The following is an 18,271-nucleotide window of genomic DNA, read 5'->3' as shown; positions in this document are numbered from 1 at the left end:
AATTTATCCCTCCTATAATTCTTTCAAATTTTCTCTTACAAGAGAAGCAGCTCCTAAAATTCCAGCATCGTTACCCAGCTGAGCTAATCTAAGTGATGTACTTTTTTTAACATTTGGAAAAACAAAATTTGGAAAAAAATTATTAATATAATCTAATAAAAAGTTACCAGCAGCAGATACTCCGCCGCCTATTACAATATATTGCGGATTTAAAATATCAGCTACTTGTCCTAAGCCCCATGCTAAATAGTATGTAACATCTTCAACTGCTTCAATTGCTGCCTGATCTCCGCTTTTAGCAAGATCAAATACTATTTTTGCATCAAAATTATCTTCTTTGGAAGCTTTATAAAGTTCAGAATCCAGATGTTTCTTAGCAATTACTTTTCCAACTTTAGCAATGCCAGAAGCAGATGCAATAGTTTCTAAACATCCTCTGCTGCCACAGGTACAAGCATCTCCATCAGGTTTAACAACAATGTGTCCGATCTCGCCGCCAGATCCCGCGACTCCGCGAACCAACTTACCATTAGCTATAATTCCTCCACCGATTCCGGTCCCAATGGTCACAAAAACAACGTCATTTTCATTTTCTCCCGCTCCAACCCATCTTTCGCCAAGTGCAGCGACGTTTGCATCATTTTCAATAAAAAACGGTATTTTAAAGTTAGTTTCAAATTCTTCCTTAAGTAATTGCTCTTCGGTCCAATTTAAATTGTACGCACCAGTTACTGTGCCTTTATAAGGATCAACAGAACCTGGAGTACCCATTCCAATTCCAAGAATTTGATCACCTTGTTCTTTGTACTTTGGCAGCCTATTTTTAATGGAATTTATCATGTCAGGTAAAATATGACTACCATGATCTTCGATATTTGTTGGAATATTCCACTGTTCTTTTATATTTCCAGTATTATCTACCACGCCAAATTTAACCGTAGTACCGCCTAAATCGATTCCTAAATATAAATTATTCATTACCTTTTTCTTTCCTAACTTCCCCTTCAACAATAGTCATTGCTCTGACATATATTTTTTTATCAATTAATTTTGCTCGATAGAGTCGATTTAATTCTACTTCAGTAAGCTCTAGATCATCTAATCTGCTGCCAAGATGAATATAAATATTAAATTCTTTAAGCAAATCTAACACATTGTAATAATGTTTAATTTTATCAACATCAAACAACACTTTTACCCATTCCGTATGAATATAAAGCAACTGCTGTTAAAACAAAGAAAACTGCTGCCAAAATTCGCTGCCAGGTTTGGTAATTTTTAGCCTGGGGTGAGCCTAAAACGACTGATAAAAAATAGCCGCCGACAAATCCACCTAAATGAGCCAAAATACTAATTGTCCCGCCTGCTAAATTATCAATGATATCAATAACGATATTAATTACCGCCAAACTGACAATTTGACCAGATAAATACTGGTATTGATTACTATTAATCAGAGCTCTTCTCATTAATACAAAAACCCCAAAAAGTGCAAAAATTGATGAACTTGCACCTGCTGAAATTGTTTGGTTACTTTGAAAAGCAAAACTAACTAAATTTCCGTAAATTCCACCCAACAAGTAAACGGTAAGGAATCTCCAGCTTCCTAAAAAAGGTTCAATGTAAATTCCAAATACTAAAAGAGTCAACATATTGAATAAAATATGCTGAAATCCAATGTGGAGAAAAATTGGAACTATCAATCTCCACCACTGACCTAACTGAACATCTGCCCTAGTTAAACCACCCAAATTATAAAGGACTTCAATATGTGTACTTCCACCCATTACAATTTCGACGATATACATTATTAATGTAACAATTAATAACAACGCAGTAACTGGATACTGGCGTAAATAATATTTATATTTCAATCAATACCCCATTCTAGTAATAAAACTGACTTTAATTTTATCATTTTCTATACTTTGCTGCGAATAATTAGAAAAGCGTTAACTGATCATCATCAGGTAATTCACTGGTAACCCCATTTTCATCCAAATACTCCAAAATAGTATGAGAAACTTTACCTCGTTGAACTAAATCTTTTTTTGAGGTAAAAGGATGTTCACTCCGAGCTAAAACGATCTGCTTTGCTACATTAGCGCCTAAGCCTGGAATTGCAATAAATGGTGCTAACAGTGTATGATCATCTAAAATTTTAAAATTAAATGCATCAGATTCATAAAGATCAACGATTTTATAATTAATTCCTCGATATAAGCTTTCATTAGCAACTTCAATTGCACTTCGGCTACTTTTATCATTCATTGTTGCTTCACCGTTTTTAATTTTTTCATCTAATTCATCTAATTTACTTTTTACTGCTTCTTTCCCTTTACACATAATTCCAATATCGTAATCATTCGTTCGAATTGTAAAATATACATCGTAATAAAAAATCGGAAAATAAACTTTAAAATAAGCTATTCTTAAAGCCATTAAAACATAAGCTGCCGCGTGGGCCTTTGGAAACATGTATTTTATTTTCTTACAAGATTCCAAATACCAAGAGGGAACTGAAGTATTTTTCTTTAAAACTTCTTCATCATCAGGCTTTACTCCCCGACCTTTACGAACATCTTCCATCACTCTAAAAGCCGTACTCGATTCAACACCCCAATGGATAAGATCGAGCATAATATTATCACGACAACCGATAACTTTATCTAAAGATACATTTTGCTTAGTAATTAACTCTTCAGCGTTTCCCCGCCAAACGTCAGTTCCGTGAGATAATCCTGAAATCTGTAATAATTCTGAAAAGTTTTTTGGATGCGTTTCTTCAAGCATTCCACGGACAAAAGCTGTCCCAAATTCAGGGATTCCTAAAGTTCCTGTTTTTGATCCAATATCTTTAGAATTTACTCCTAATGCTTTTGGTGAAGAAAAAAGAGACAAAACATTTGGATCGTCAATCGGAATAGTTACAGGATCGATGCCAGATAAATCTTGGAGCATTCTTATTACTGTCGGGTCATCATGACCAAGACAATCAACTTTTAAAATGTTGTCATGGATCGAACTAAATTCAAAGTGAGTAGTTTTCCAAGCAGATTCTGCCTTATCAGCAGGATATTGAATAGGTGTAAAATCATAAATATCCATATCCTGAGGAACAATCAAAATTCCGGCCGGATGCTGACCAGTTGTTCTTTTAACTCCAGTAATTCCTTCTGCCATCCGGTCGATTTCAGTTTGTTTAAAAGATACATCTCTTTCTCTCTCAAAAGCTTTAACAAATCCAAAAGCAGTTTTTTCAGCAACCGTACCAATGGTTCCAGCCCGATATGCATGGTCTTCACCAAAAAGGACTTTAATGTAGTTATGCGCTACTGGTTGATAATCTCCTGAGAAATTTAAATCAATATCGGGAACTTTCTCTCCATTAAAGCCTAAAAATGTTGCAAAAGGGATATCTTGACCCTCTCTAACTAAAGGTGCTCCACATTGAGGACAATTTTCTTCGGGCAAATCAAAACCAGATGCATATTCTCCTTTTTCAAAAAACTTAGAATACTGACAATTGGGACACAAATAGTGTGGAGGTAATGGATTAACCTCTGTAATCCCTAGCATTGTTGCTGCAAAACTTGACCCTACTGATCCTCGTGATCCAACCAAATAACCATCTTTATTACTTTTTTTAACTAATTCTCTAGATATATAATAAATAACTGCAAAACCATTTCCAATTACACTGTCAAGCTCAGTGGTTAACCTATTTTCCACTAGCTTAGGAGGCTGATTGCCATAAAGTTCATGCATTCGATCAAAAGCAGCGTTGCGTAACTTTTCATCTACTCCTTCAATTTTAGGTGTATAAAGCTTATTTTTTAATGGCTCGACATCACTAATTTCATCAAAAATCTGGTTCGTATTTTGAATAACTATTTTTTTTGCAAGATCGTCATCTAAAAAAGAAAACTCATTTAACATTTCTTGGGTCGTTCTTAAATATTCGTCAGGTAAATGATAACTTTTTTTTGCGGTCATTGATTGAGATCCCAGCAAGACTTCTCTAAACTTATCGTCGTTAGGATCAAGATAATGAACGTCACCTGTAGCAACAACTGGTTTCTTTAATTCATTCCCGATTTTAATAATTTTTTCAATGACTAATTTTAATTCTTCTTCAGTTAGTCTTTGCTGCCTGACTAAATGTTCATAATTACCTAGTGGCTGTACTTCCAAATAATCATAAAATTTAGCTGCGGTTAAAGTATCTTCATAATCCTTCAAAGACGCTGAATCAAAAACTTCTCCTTGATCACAAGCGCTGCCGACCAGGATACCTTCTCGATACTTCTCTAATATAGAACGTGGCACTCTGGGAACTCTATAAAAATAATCAGTGTGGGATTTTGAAACAATTTTGAATAGATTTTTTAATCCGCTCTGATTTTTAGCCAATAAAACTGCATGACTAGGTCTAGTTTGGCGATAAGCTTTGCTTAATTCTAACCGTTGGTCTAAATCATCAAGAGTATTAAGATCATAAGTCTTTTTATAAGTATTCAACATTCTAAAGAAAATATCGTAAGTACCCTCGGCATCATCAATAGCACGATGATGATGGGTTAACGAAATTCCAACTCTTTTTGCCAAGGTTTCTAATCTGACGTTGGATAGTTCTGGATATAAAAACCTACCTAATCCCATCGTATCGATAACTGGTCGATCAACTTTACTTAAGCCTAACCGTTCAAAATTTTTATTAATAAAACCCCAGTCAAATTTAACATTATGTCCAACAAGTACCGATCCATCGATAAATTTATGAAAATCAGTAATAACCTCTTGGTTTAGTTTTCCACTCTTAATATTTTCATCGGTGATACTTGTCAATTCTTTCGTAAATTCTTTTAACGGCTTTCCAATATTAATAAATTCTTGAAATTCTCCGACTTTTCTGCCGTTTGAAAACTTAACAGCTCCTATTTCAATTATTTCACTATATTCAACGGAAAGACCTGTTGTTTCAATATCAAAAACCACAAAACTTACATCAGAAATAGATTCATTTGTCGTTTGATAGATAATGGGAGTATAGTCATCTATTAAATTAATTTCAGCGCCATAGATAACTTTTAAATCTGTATTCTGAGAGGAATGGTAAGCTTCTGGAAATGCTTGTAAATCTGCATGATCTGTTAAAGCAAAGCCTCTCTGTCCAAATTCCTGAACTCGATTTACAAATTTACTGACTGAAGTAATTGCATCCATTTGACTCATATTGGTGTGTAAGTGAAGTTCAACTCTTTTTTGTCCATCATAATCATCTTTTCGACCAGCAGGAGAAGAAATCTTATTCATGCTGTAAATAGTCATTGTCAAGTCATTGCTATATTGATCAGTTTGAATTTTACCTTTAACTCGAACCCAATTACCGACTTTAAAATCACTAAAATCACTAACTTCTTTTTCGTTAGCAAATTTCTTTAATAATAGAGAATCAGTCCCATCATAGATTTCATACGTTAAAATAAAATTTTTGTTTTTAATTGGACGGATGTCCTTTTTAAAAATTTCACCTTCAAGAACAGCTGAATTAAGAGGAACATCAATATCTTTAATTTGAATGGCTTTACCAGAAACTTTTTTATTTTCACGATGATCTGAAAAATTCCGATTGGAACTTTGAACTTCAGATAATTGTTTTTGTAATGACTTAAATGCTTGATCATTCTCAATCTTTTTTTGTTCTTGAAACTCTTCATCTTTTTGTTTTGCTGAATGTTCATCAATTAAAAAATCAATGTTCAATTTCGGAAATCCCATTTTTTGGTAAATTTCAGAGATAGAAGATTTTATTTCCTGATCCATCATTTTATAAATGAAATTTTGATTAAAGTAAATCTTTAATTCATGATCAGAGTAATCAATTTTTTGATTAAGTAAAATCTTACTATAGCGAGGCAAAAAATTAACAATGACTTCATAGTAATCTAGGTATAGAGAATCTAATGGCGTTGAATTCTCATATTCCATATTTAAATTTATATTATTACTGCCAGCAAGAATTTCTAATAAATTTCGAAGATCAATGTACTCATTTGGTTTTAAAAACTCTTCACCCATAATAAAAAAATCCCACAAATTTGAGATTCGATGAATCGACATCTTTTGTAACCAAAGACGATCCAGATCAAAACCCGCTTCACTGGTAGGATTTAATGATATTTTTGAAAATAACTCTGTTAAACTAATAACCTTTTTATTGCTCAACTTAAAAAGTCCCTATTTGCTGTAATAGTCGCGAACAAAATCTACTACCTCTGACACTTTTAGTTCTTCGACTTGACCCGTACGACGTTCTTTTATTTCAACTATTCCGTCTTGAGCCTTTTTACCAACAACTACTCTTAACGGAAATCCAATTAAATCAGATTCTGCAAATTTCACACCAGGACGAGCTTTACGATCATCTAATAAAACCGAATAACCAGCGCTCTCCAGCTCTTTTTCTAATTTTTCTGATAGTTTTACAATTTCATCATCTTTATTATTAATTTCAATAATATGAACATCAAAAGGAGTAACTGTCTTAGGCCAGATGATTCCATTTTGATCATTATTTTGTTCAACAATAGCAGAAAGTAACCGGCTTACCCCAATTCCGTAACTACCCATAATAATTGGCTTCTCATTGCCATCCTGGTCAAGGAATGTTGCTCCTAAACCTTCAGAGTAAAAGGTGCCTAATTTAAAAATATGTCCTATCTCAATACTTTGTTCAATTTTGTACGGCTGATTTGATTTAGGATCAAGATCGCCCTCATTAATTTGAATTAAATCAAACTGTTCATCTGCAACAAAATCACGATCACAATTAACATTTTGATAATGAAATCCGTCGGTATTTGCACCTACATAAAAATTATGAAGATAATTAACAGTAAGATCCATCACTATTTTAATTTTACCTTTAACATCGACTGGACCAACACTACCAATTGAAACTCCCAATATATCTTTCACTTCCTCAGGAGTTGCTAAACGGATACTTTTTGCACTTAATCCATTTTGAAGTTTATTTTCATTAATTTCGTGATCTCCAGGCGCAACGACAAGAACTGGTTGGTCGTCAGAAAAATAGACAATACTTTTAACGATTTTATAAGCTGGTACTTTAAAGAAATTAGCTACATCTGAAACAGTTTTCACATCTGGGGTTGCGACTTTTTCCATTTCTTTGCGATCTTCTTTTTGTTCTTCAATTTGAAATGGAGGAATTCCAACAGCAACTTCAATATTTGCCCCGACACCATTTTCACCAACATATGCAACATCGTCTTCACCAATCGCAGCAACGGCTTGAAATTCTGTAGATTCCCTTCCGCCCATTGCTCCATTATCCGCTACTACACTAATGTAATTCAAACCAGTTCGGTCAAAAATTTTTCTAAAAGCACTATCAAATTGATCATACGAATAATCAAGATCACTATCAGTTGCCCCAAAAGAATAACCATCAAGCATGATAAATTCTTTATTTCTTAACAAGCCAAAACGTGGTCTTAATTCGTCACGAAACTTTGTCTGAATTTGATAAAGCGTTTTGGGGAAATCTTTATAAGAATTCCAAATTCCTCTAATCAAATCTGCAAATGATTCTTCATGAGTTGGTCCTAAAATTAAATCTCTCTTTGCACGATCTTGTAATTTAAATAATTCAGGGCCGTAATTTTCGTATCGACCGGATTTTTGCCACAAAGATGCCGGTAAAATAACGGGCATTAACATCTCCGGGCAAGAAATTTTGTCCATTTCCTCTTCAATAATTTTTTCAATTCGTTGAAGGCTTCGGTAAGCCAATGGAAGATACATAAAAACTCCACCAATTTCTTGTCTTATAAAACCACCACGAATCAATAATTGATGACTGATTGCCTCAGCATCGTTTGGTATTTCTTTTGTTGTTGGAATAAAATATAAACTTTGTTTCACAATTTTCCCTCAAAATAATTTCATAATATCATGAACAGTTACTACAATAATTAACATTAGCAAGAAAGCCGCCCCAATTAATGTAACTACAACTTCATGTTCTTGCTTAATTGGCTTTCTTCTAATAGCTTCAATTAAATTTAATAAAATTTTACCACCATCAAGTCCCGGTATTGGTAAAAGATTAGCAATTGCCAAACTAATTGATAGAGATGCGCATAAAGCCACTAGAACACCTACGCCGCTATTAGCAGCTTGGGATGAAATACTATAAATTCCGACCGGTCCCGCTATTTTATCAAGTGAAAAACCACCAGTAAAAAAAGAACCTAAAGTCTGTAGTATTGCAACTGAATTAGCATAAGTTTCAGTAAAACCGTATAAAATCTGCGATTGAAAACTCTTACGGTACCAAACTGATATTCCAATATAATATCTTCCAGTACCATCTGTTTTACTATATTTTGGTTTAATAATAAAAGTCTTGTAATGACTAGATCTTTTAACTTTTACTTTAACCGGTCTCCCTTTTTGGTCTTTGTCTAATTCTTTTTTTATTTCTTTATAGTCATGAGTTTGTACATCATCGACTGAAACAATTGAATCACCACTTTTTATTCCTGCCTTTGCAGCAGGCATATTCCGATCATAAATGGTAATCTTGTTTGTGTTAAGGTCTTGAACCCCACCCATCATAAAAGCCGAAATTGAGAAAGCTACAATAGCTAAAATTATATTATTAAAAGGACCTGCAAAATTCGTTATCAGCTTTTTCCACCAGACGGCAGAATTATATTGAACATCTTTTGGTGCAATTCTAACTTCAGTTCCATCATTTTCAACAATATATGCATCATGATCCACGTTAAAAGTCTTAGTTACAAGGTCGTCAGCTTCATTATCAAATACATCGCCTTCAATAAATAAATCACTGCTTAGGTCACTTTTTCGAACAGTAAGGGGCAGACCATCTATATTTTGATCTGATCTCGTATCAATTTGGATTATTGAACCTTGATCATTTAATGTAACGTAAACTGTTTGTCCGGCTTCTAACTCAGATTCTTCAACGCCAGCAAGTCTGACATAACCACCTAAAGGTAAAATCCTAATTGTAAAAGTGGTACCATTTTGAGCATGGTGCTGGAATATCTTTGGACCCATTCCAATTGCAAACTCTCTTACTAAAATTCCCATCTTTTTAGCAAAAAAGTAGTGTCCAAACTCATGGAAAACAACAAGAATTGTAAAAAGAATTAAAAAAACAATAATTCCCTTCATTAAACCTCCTTAAAAGAACCCTAACAAATGAAGACACGGAAAAACAAAGAGAAAACTATCAAATCGATCTAAAATTCCTCCATGACCTGGTAAAATCTTGCCAGAATCTTTTACATTATAATGTCTTTTAATCGCAGACTCCGCTAAGTCTCCAATTTGTCCAAAAATTGATAGAACAATTGTTGCTATAATTAAAATTAATAAATTTCTATGAAGAGGCACAAAAATATTATAAATTATTACAACTACTACAGCAGCTAAAGTTCCGCCAATTGACCCTTCCCAGGTTTTATGGGGACTAATTACTGGATCTAATTTATGCTTTCCAAATTTTCGGCCAAAAAAATAAGCAAAAATATCCGTTGACCACACTAGAAGTAGTGCATAAAACAGATAAGAAAGTCCTTTATCACGAGCCAAAGTTAAATAGAAAAAACCATGACCTACGTAAAAAGTTGTAATTGCAATTATTCCAGCGTCCTCAATGTTAAAAGTTCGATAGAAGAAAACGATTGAAACTAACAAAATTAAAATAAAAGCATAAAACATCGCATCTTTATTGAGCCACAAACCCTTAAAAAATGAATTAGGTAAAGTAAGGGCTGCTCCCATCAACATAGATAAAATTGCGATTGGATGTAAAACCATCATTTTCTTCATTATGAAGATCTCTGACACTCCAATAAAAGCCAAAACTGCACTGGCTATTTCAATCCAAATTCCGCCCAAAAGAAGAATGGGAATAAAAATAGCAAGGGCAATTATTGCAGTAATTATTCTTGTTCTCAAAATTTTAATCTTTCTTTTTTACAAAGCGCCATAACGACGATTTCTATTTTCAAAATTCTCAATAGCTTTTAATAATTCTTCCTCTGAAAAATCAGGCCAAAAAGTATCAGTAAAATACAATTCCGCATAAGCAAGCTGCCAAAGCAAAAAATTAGAAATTCTTTGTTCCCCTGAAGTCCGAATTAAAAGATCAACATCATCAAGATTCCCTAATTTAGTCAATAAATGCTTAGAAAAAACTGATTCATCGATTTCCTCCGGAGTAATAAAACCATTTTTAACATCCAAAGCAATTTCTCTTGCTGCATTTACAATTTCAGCCTTCCCGCCATAATTAAAAGCAAAATTTAAAATGAGTCCGGTATTATTTTTTGTTTTTTCTTCTGCTTCACGTACCGCTTTTAAAGTATCAGTAGGAATTTGATCAATGAAACCAGTGATTTTAACAACAACATTTTGATCAATTAGTTCAGGAACAAACTTATTAAAAAAAACAACCGGAAGCTTCATTAAAAAACTAACCTCATCACGAGGTCGGTTCCAATTTTCAGTAGAAAACGAATAAAGCGTAAGAACCTTAATTCCCAATTTGTTTGCAGCAATTGCGATTCGTCTAACGTTTTCCATTCCCTCGCGATGACCAGCAATTCGGGGTAAATGTCTTCTTTGAGCCCATCTACCATTTCCATCCATAATAATTGCTACATGTTTTGGTACTTGGGGAGTAATTTCTTTCGTCATTAATTAAATCTTAGAAATTTCTTTTTCTTTATTTGATGAAATATCATCGATAATTTTAATGAATTCATCATGTATTTTTTGAACATCTTTTTCTTTTTTATGCATGATATCTTCACTAATTTCACCGTCTTTTTCACTTTTCTTGAGAGTATCCATTGCATCACGGCGAGCATTTCTAATTGCAATTTTCGCTTCTTCAGCAGTTTTTTTAACTTCTTTAACAATATCTTTACGTGATTCACCTGTTAATTGTGGAACCACAAGTCTAATCACATTTCCATCAATCGTCGGATTAATTCCAAGATCAGACATATTAATAGCCGTTTCAATTGATTTTAATGCGGTCTTGTCAAAAGGTGTAATCTGAATCAAACGTGCTTCAGGAATTGATACAGACGCTATTTGTTGAAGTGGAGTTGGTGCCCCGTAGTAATCAACCATAATATCATTAACCAGACTAGCATTTGCTCTTCCTGCTCTGATCTTGCCTAATTCAACCTTAAGATTATCGGATGATTTTTGCATCTGTTTTTTTAATTTACTAATTACTTCATCTGCCATTATCTATCTCCTTCAATAATTGTTCCAATATTTTCTCCTTTAACCAGTCGATTAATATTTTCTGGATCATTAAGATCAAAAACAATTAATGGAATGTTATTTTCCAGTGCTAATGAGCTAGCTGTCTTATCCATAACATTGAGTCCTTTTTGAATAATATCCATATGAGTTAATTGTTCATACTTAATTGCTTCTGGATTTATTCTAGGATCGTCTGAATAAACTCCGTCAACTCCATTTTTTCCCATTAAAATTACGTCAGCATTAATTTCTAATGCTCTTAAAGCAGCAGTAGTATCAGTAGAGAAATAAGGATTACCGGTCCCTCCAGCAAATATAACCACTCGCCCTTTTTCTAAATGTCTAATTGCCTTTCTTCTAACATACTGTTCAGCAACTTGTCTCATTTCAATTGAAGTTTGGACACGTGTGGCAACATTAACTTTTTCCAATGCATCCTGTAGTGCCAAAGCATTCATGATGGTCCCTAACATTCCAATGTAATCAGCCTGGGGTCTTTCCATTCCCAGTTGTTCCCCGGCTTCGCCACGCCAAAGATTGCCTCCACCGACAACAATAGCAATCTCAACTCCAGTTTTATGAACATCTGCAATATTTTTGGCAACACTAGAAATAACTATTGGATTGATTCCTTTACCAGTTTCTCCGCCAAGCGCTTCGCCGCTTATTTTTATTAAAACTCGTTGATATTTGACTTTACTCAAGATTTACTCCTCAAAATATTATCACTGAATAATATATCACAGATGTCCGATCACTCCCTATTTCGAACCCATATTAATTAAAAATTTTATTTTGGCTAAAAAAAAGCCTGTAAAAAGCTAGAAAAATTCTAGTTGTTACAGACTTTCCCATAAGAAAAATTATTGGATTTGATCCATAACTTCTTTTACAAAGTCATCATTCTTTTTCTCAATTCCTTCGCCCACTTCATAACGAACAAAGTTCTTAATTTTACTATTCTTCGAGCTTACGTATTCAGAAACTTTCATTGAAGAATCTTTTACAAATTCTTGATCATCCAAAGTAATCTCTGCTAATTTTTTATTAACTCGTCCTTGAACAATTTTTTCAATAATGTTCTCAGGTTTACCTTCATTTCGGGTTTCAGTGGTTGCAATATCAGTTTCATTGTCAACTATTTCCTTTGGAATTTGATCCCTTGAAACATATAATGGATGAATTGCTGCAACGTGCATTGCAACATCCTTTGCTACAGATTCGTCGCTGCCTTCCAAAGTGACCAAAACTGCAATTTGACCCCCATTATGGAGATAAGTGCCAAATACTTCACTATCGCTTTTTTCAATTACAACAAAACGACGAAGAGTGATTTTTTCACCGATAACTGCAGTAGCATTTGTAATCTCATCATTAACTGTACTTCCATTTAATGGTAAAGATAATGCTTCTTCAAGGCTTTTTGGCTTTTTATCAGCAATAACTTTAACAACATCAGAAACCAACGTTTTAAATTTGTCATTAGAAGCAACAAAATCAGTTTCAGCATTGATTTCTACGACGGCACCAGTGTTTTCTTCAACCAAAACACTTGCTAAACCTTCCGCAGCAATTCGGCCGCTTTTCTTAGCAGCTTTAACAACACCTTTTTCTCTTAATTCTTTAATTGCAGCTTCAATATCACCTTCTGTAGCAACTAAAGCCTTTTTCGCATCCATCATACCGGCACCAGTCTTATCACGTAATTCTTTGACTTGTGCAGCTGTAATATTTGCCATCAAAATCTCCTTTCAAAAATGTTATTTGCTATTATCGCCTTCAACAACATCAACGATTTCTTCCATATCTTTTTTATCGTCAACATTATCAGACTTTTCTTCGATTTCTTCTATCACAACTTCTGATTTTTGATCATCAGAATGTTCTTCACCTTCTCGGCCTTCAATTATTGCATCAGCCATTTTAGAAGTTACCAGACGAATTGCTCTAATCGCATCATCATTCGATGGAATAATAACGTCAACTACATCAGGATTTGCATTAGTATCTACCATCCCAACAATTGGAATGTTTAATTTGTTTGCTTCTTGAACTGCGATATGTTCTTTGTGAGTATCAACAATATAAATAATGTCGGGTAAACGACTCATATCTTTAATTCCGCCCAAGAACTTCTCTAACTTATCATGCTGCTTTTGAAGCTTAACAACTTCTTTTTTAGGCAACCGTTCAAAAGTTCCATCTTCAGACATTTTTTCAAGATCTTTTAATCTTTTAATTCTTTTCTGAATTGTATCCCAATTAGTTAAGAGTCCACCTAACCAACGATGATTGATATAATATACACCAGCTCTTTTTGCTTCTTCTTCAATTGCATCAGAAGCCTGTTTCTTGGTACCAACAAAAAGAAATTGAGCACCACTAGCGGCTGCATCCCGCACAAAATTGTATGCATCATTGACCATCTTTACGGTCTTCTGTAAATCAATAATATAAATATCATTTCTTGAAGTAAAAATATACGGTTTCATCTTAGGATCCCATTTTCTAGTCTGATGTCCGAAATGAACACCTGCTTCAAGAAGTTGTTTCATTGTAATTTCTGCCATTTTTTCCTCCGGTTTTTTCAAACAACTGTTTTTAACTCTGTCAATTAACTGACAAGCAGCACCGATGACAAATAAACAATTGCGGCATTTTTGGCATAAAGCCACATGCAATAATACCTGATTTTAAATGGTTTTTCAAGCAATTATTACAATTATCAAAGTAAATGATTCTTTTTATCTTTATTTTTGATAAAATATGACTAATGATTAAGTATCCGACCGGTCAAGGTAATAAAAATAAAATAGAAAATCAAGAAGCAACTAATTTTGGGCGTCGTGGGATGTCCCTTGAAAAAATGATTAATTTAAGTAATAAACACTATTTAAAGTATGGAGTTGCTGTTGTTCATAAAAAACCTACCCCCGTTCAAATTGTTAAGGTAGACTATCCAAATCGTAGTCACGCAAGGATAACTGAGGCCTATTTTCGTCAACCTTCTACGACTGATTACAATGGAGTATATAAAGGATATTACCTTGACTTTGAGGCAAAAGAAACAACGAGGGCGACATATTTGCCGCTTGACAATTTTCACGAACACCAGATTAGACATATGGAAGATTGTATTAAACAAAAGGGAATCTGTTTTGTAATAGTGTCTTTTGTAAAATTAAACCGTTTTTTTATGTTACCTGCTGAATTAGTTATTAAATACTGGAATATGAAAACAAAAAATGGTCGTAAATCAATTCCACTTGAAATTTTTATTGAAAAAGGATTCGAATTTAAACCAACTAATTTACCATTAGTTCCGTATATAGATTTTGTCAATAAATTTATTAACCAGGAGATAAGTTAAAATGCCTGAACATTATCACCGACCATTTAAATCAAAAAAAGAAAATATCATCAAAAAAATTATTATCTGGCTCTTTTTAGCATTTATTGTGATATGTGCAATTGGAGCTTCACTATTTGCTTTTTACGCAGTTGGGTCTCCTAAACTAACTAGATCTAAACTCGAAAGTGTTAAATCTAGTGTAGTTTATGATAGTTTAGGAAAACAGATTTATACCGCAGGAGTCGAAGATCGCACTTATGTTCCAATCTCAAAAGTTTCTAAAACATACATTAATGCGTTAGTAAGTGTTGAAGACCGCCATTTTTATCAAAATACTTTAGGAATTGATCCAATGAGAATTGTTGTAGCAGGTTTTAAAAATGTTACTGGCAGCGGGAGTTCAGGTGCTTCAACGTTAACTCAGCAACTTATAAAACTTTCATTCTTTTCTACAAATGCTAAAGATCGTACAATTAGAAGAAAAGCCCAAGAAGCTTGGTTAGCTATGCAATTAGAACAAAATTATACTAAAGAGCAAATTTTAGAATTTTATGTTAATAAAGTTTATTTTGGAAACAGTATATATGGAGTAGAAACTGCATCGAAATATTATTTTGGAAAATCAAACACCAATTTATCAATTGATCAAGCCGCTGCTTTAGCTGGATTATCTAATTTACCAACCCTTCAAGAACCTTATCTTCATCCCCAATCATTCATAGACAGAAGAAATGTTGTTTTAAAAGCAATGCTTAATAACAAGAAAATTTCATCTGAACAATATCAAAATGCTCTTAAATCTGACACTCTCAAAACAGTTGTATCAAAATCAATAAACGATAAAAATAGAGGAATTGATATGGCTATCGATCCTTACGTTAAAGAAACAATTTCTGAGGTTAAAAAATTAGGTTACGATCCATTTGCTGATGGGCTCAAAATTTACACTAACATGCGCAACGATATCCAAAATAAAATTTACGACTTAGTTAATAATGATGAATCCATTGACTTTCCTGATAATAATCTGCAAGTTGGTTTAACAATCATAGACCCAAACAACGGGCAAGTAGTTGCTCAAATTGGGGGAAGAAAAGAACAAAAAATTCAATTCGGTTTGAATCGAGCAGTTCAAACTACTAGAAGTGTTGGTTCAACAATTAAACCAATTCTCGATTATGCACCAGCTATTGAGTACTTAAAATACTCTACTTACCAACAAATGATCGATGAACCATATAACTATCCTGGTACTAATACATCTATACATAACTGGGATGAGCAGTATATGGGATCAATTTCTCTTAGAGTTGCTCTTGCATCTTCTAGAAATGTTCCCGCTGTAAAAACTCTCAAAGCTGTTGGGATTAAGCAAGCTAGTGATTTTGTGAAAAATCTTGGCTTAAACATTCCTTCAAAAGATCAAGTCTATTCTGAAGCAATTGGTGGATCATTTTCTTCACTTCAAATGGCTGGGGCATATGCAGCATTAGCCAACAATGGGGTTTACCATCAACCAACTTACGTTTCCAAAATTGTTTTCCCTGATGGAACTGTAAGAAATTATGGTGGAAAAGAAAACAAGGCAATGTTTCCGGCAACAGCTTATATGATTACGGATGTCCTAAAAGATTCTTTTAAGTACGGTAATGGTGAATACGGAGCTACTCCCAACATTTATGATGCTGCCAAAACTGGATCTACAAATTATGATTCATCAGAAATAAATAAAAATCCTGCCCTTGGTGGAACTGGAATTGCAAAAGACAACTGGTTTAATGGGTATTCAAAGGATTATAGCATCTCTATTTGGACTGGATATGATAATCCACTTAAAAAAGGACTCAACTATAACGAACAAGCAATTGCAGGCATTATCTACAAAAAAATAATGAATTATCTGTATCAGAATAAAAACTCTGAAGATTGGAAAAAGCCAAATAACGTTGAAAAAGTAAGAGTTCTTAAAGGTATTTATCCACCCGTTGCGGTTGCCTTCGGAGGAGTTCCAGAACTGTTTCTAAGCGGAACTGAACCTAAAACTGGTTCAGATGTGATTAACGAGGAAGAAAATCAAACCAATAACGGTTCAGAAAACGCCTCTAGTTCTTCCTCAAGTGAAAATAACAGTTCTCAATCTTCTAGCACATCCAGTTCAAAAACAACTAATTCAGACTCATCAAGTCAAATTAATAATTCCAGCGAAAGTTCAAATGAGAATTCAGATAATTCGACTTCAAACACTCAAAGCCAATCAAGTAGTAGTTCTAGTGTTGAGAATCATTAATTTTTAAACGCTCTTTACCAAATTTACAATAAGGCAGAATTTTACATTCAGTACATTTTGGAGATCTGGAGGTGCAAAAATAACGTCCAAAAAGAATTAATCGATGGTGCGTTACAACCCACTCTGATTTAGGTGTCATCTTCATTAATTGTTTTTGAACTTCTGCGACATTTGCTTTAGGACTAACAACGTTCCACCGCTTAGCTAAACGTTCAACATGTGTATCAACTGCTAAAGCAGGTATTTTAAAATAGTCCCCCATTACCACATTAGCCGTTTTTTCTCCAACTCCAGGTAATTTTAACAATTCTTCTTTTTTACTGGGTATTTCATCATGATATTGTTCGTGAACAATTTGAGCAAGCTTAATAATATTTTTACTTTTATTATGAAATAATCCAATAGAACTAATTAACTTTTCAACTTCAATGATTGAGGCAGACCCTAACATTTCAGGATTTGAAAAACGTTTAAAAAGTGCAGGAGTTACTTTATTAACCTGTTTATCTGTGGTTTGAGCACTTAAAACAACAGCAATAATAAGTTCAAAGCCATTATGATAATTCAATTCCGTCTTCGCATCTGGGTATAATTCTTTTAAAATCGATAAAATATTTAAAAATTTTTCTTTTGAAATCATAATAAATCACTATTTAGTTTTGACCGTTCATAATCTTTAACGGTTTTTATATTTTTCTTCTGCCATGTAATTAATATCCGGTCGATGTATTTAAAGTTATAAACCTGCGCTAATACTGCTTCTCTAAGTGCTATTTCCACTAACTCTGGACGAAAATGATCAACTGTAAGCCAGCCAGATACTTTTTCAATCTCGATTGGTGAAAGCGGACGTCCAAATTCAACTTCAAATTTTTTGATTAGTTGCTCCAATTCTTCTGGCTCATCAGTCGCTGAATCTTTAACATTTTCATTTTCTGTTACTTCTAATTGATAAACGTGATTTAAATCATAATAAGACGATGACTTACCATCAATATCACGAGTTTCTATTGATAAAATGCGTTTTCGCTCAAGACTATTAATTAAATTGAAGACTTCACTCTCAGATACTTGTAAATTTTTACTTAACATGTTCATATTTGGAAATAAATTATTTTGATTAGTATAGCTAACCAAATTTAAATAAAGGATTAACTCTTTATCAGTCAAGCCAAATTCATGATAATGTTGGATTAAATAATTATTGACTGATGAAAAGCCACTGATTAAAAATTGAAGGGAACCTTTTAATTTGCTCATTATAAATTAAACTTTCTTAATGTATATAT

The 18,271-nt window shown here is 33.5% G+C and carries 15 protein-coding genes and 1 pseudogene; 2 read left to right on the top strand and 14 right to left on the bottom strand.

Translation table 11 applies throughout. From position 1 onward, the window contains the following. Positions 1–12: 12 nt before the first annotated feature. The 12 genes and pseudogenes from R8749_RS04355 to rpsB form a co-directional block, all read right to left on the bottom strand. Positions 13–978: an ROK family glucokinase gene (locus tag R8749_RS04355; RefSeq protein ID WP_317698225.1), complete on the bottom strand. Its 966-nt coding sequence runs from the start codon at positions 976–978 to the stop codon at positions 13–15. Beyond that, complete coding sequence (locus tag R8749_RS04350) at positions 971–1,189, bottom strand: YqgQ family protein (RefSeq protein ID WP_317698224.1); 219 nt, start codon at positions 1,187–1,189, stop codon at positions 971–973. The genes R8749_RS04355 and R8749_RS04350 overlap by 8 nt, the downstream gene beginning before the upstream one ends. Then, entirely contained in the window at positions 1,182–1,874 is a 693-nt protein-coding gene (locus R8749_RS04345; RefSeq protein ID WP_317698223.1) for a rhomboid family intramembrane serine protease, read from the bottom strand. Before R8749_RS04345 ends, R8749_RS04350 begins: the two co-directional genes overlap by 8 nt. A 67-nt stretch (positions 1,875–1,941) precedes the next feature. Continuing rightward, positions 1,942–6,228, bottom strand: a complete 4,287-nt coding sequence (locus R8749_RS04340; RefSeq protein ID WP_317698222.1) for a PolC-type DNA polymerase III — start codon at positions 6,226–6,228, stop codon at positions 1,942–1,944. Positions 6,229–6,240: 12 nt separating this feature from the next. Next, entirely contained in the window at positions 6,241–7,950 is a 1,710-nt protein-coding gene (locus R8749_RS04335; RefSeq protein WP_317698221.1) for a proline--tRNA ligase, read from the bottom strand. A gap of 9 nt (positions 7,951–7,959) precedes the next feature. Beyond that, a complete protein-coding gene (gene rseP / locus R8749_RS04330; protein ID WP_317698220.1) occupies positions 7,960–9,231 on the bottom strand; it encodes an RIP metalloprotease RseP in 1,272 nt (423 codons plus the stop codon). A 9-nt stretch (positions 9,232–9,240) separates the two neighbouring features. Continuing rightward, a complete protein-coding gene (locus R8749_RS04325; protein WP_317698219.1) occupies positions 9,241–10,020 on the bottom strand; it encodes a phosphatidate cytidylyltransferase in 780 nt (259 codons plus the stop codon). Positions 10,021–10,038: 18 nt separating this feature from the next. Beyond that, positions 10,039–10,761: an undecaprenyl pyrophosphate synthase gene (uppS, locus tag R8749_RS04320; protein ID WP_317698218.1), complete on the bottom strand. Its 723-nt coding sequence runs from the start codon at positions 10,759–10,761 to the stop codon at positions 10,039–10,041. A 3-nt stretch (positions 10,762–10,764) separates the two neighbouring features. Further along, the gene (gene frr, locus R8749_RS04315; RefSeq protein ID WP_317698217.1) at positions 10,765–11,322 is read right to left on the bottom strand and encodes a ribosome recycling factor; all 558 of its coding nucleotides are present in this window, start codon (positions 11,320–11,322) and stop codon (positions 10,765–10,767) included. Continuing rightward, entirely contained in the window at positions 11,322–12,047 is a 726-nt protein-coding gene (gene pyrH, locus R8749_RS04310; protein ID WP_317698216.1) for a UMP kinase, read from the bottom strand. Before pyrH ends, frr begins: the two co-directional genes overlap by 1 nt. Positions 12,048–12,206: 159 nt before the next feature. After that, complete coding sequence (gene tsf, locus R8749_RS04305; RefSeq protein ID WP_317698215.1) at positions 12,207–13,082, bottom strand: translation elongation factor Ts; 876 nt, start codon at positions 13,080–13,082, stop codon at positions 12,207–12,209. A gap of 146 nt (positions 13,083–13,228) precedes the next feature. Further along, positions 13,229–13,913, bottom strand: a pseudogene (gene rpsB, locus R8749_RS04300) (30S ribosomal protein S2); the annotation flags it as partial. Between the two features lie 203 nt (positions 13,914–14,116). On the opposite strand from rpsB, the gene recU reads away from it, so the two are divergent. Then, positions 14,117–14,713, top strand: coding sequence for a Holliday junction resolvase RecU (gene recU / locus R8749_RS04295; protein WP_317698213.1), 597 nt, complete (start codon positions 14,117–14,119; stop codon positions 14,711–14,713). Position 14,714: 1 nt separating this feature from the next. Beyond that, a complete protein-coding gene (locus R8749_RS04290; protein ID WP_317698212.1) occupies positions 14,715–16,982 on the top strand; it encodes a transglycosylase domain-containing protein in 2,268 nt (755 codons plus the stop codon). On the opposite strand, the gene nth is transcribed toward R8749_RS04290, so the two are convergent. Both nth and R8749_RS04280 read right to left on the bottom strand, forming a co-directional pair. Further along, positions 16,963–17,622 (bottom strand): endonuclease III, encoded by a 660-nt coding sequence (gene nth / locus R8749_RS04285; protein ID WP_317698211.1) that lies wholly within the window; start codon positions 17,620–17,622, stop codon positions 16,963–16,965. The genes R8749_RS04290 and nth overlap by 20 nt on opposite strands. Continuing rightward, positions 17,619–18,242 carry a DnaD domain protein gene (locus R8749_RS04280; RefSeq protein WP_317698210.1) on the bottom strand — a complete coding sequence of 208 codons (624 nt, stop codon included), beginning with the start codon at positions 18,240–18,242 and terminating at the stop codon, positions 17,619–17,621. Before R8749_RS04280 ends, nth begins: the two co-directional genes overlap by 4 nt. Positions 18,243–18,271: the final 29 nt, after the last annotated feature.

The organism is Xylocopilactobacillus apis, assembly GCF_033095965.1.
Lineage (GTDB): Bacteria > Bacillota > Bacilli > Lactobacillales > Lactobacillaceae > Xylocopilactobacillus > Xylocopilactobacillus apis.
This window is presented reverse-complemented; position numbering and strand designations above follow the sequence as displayed.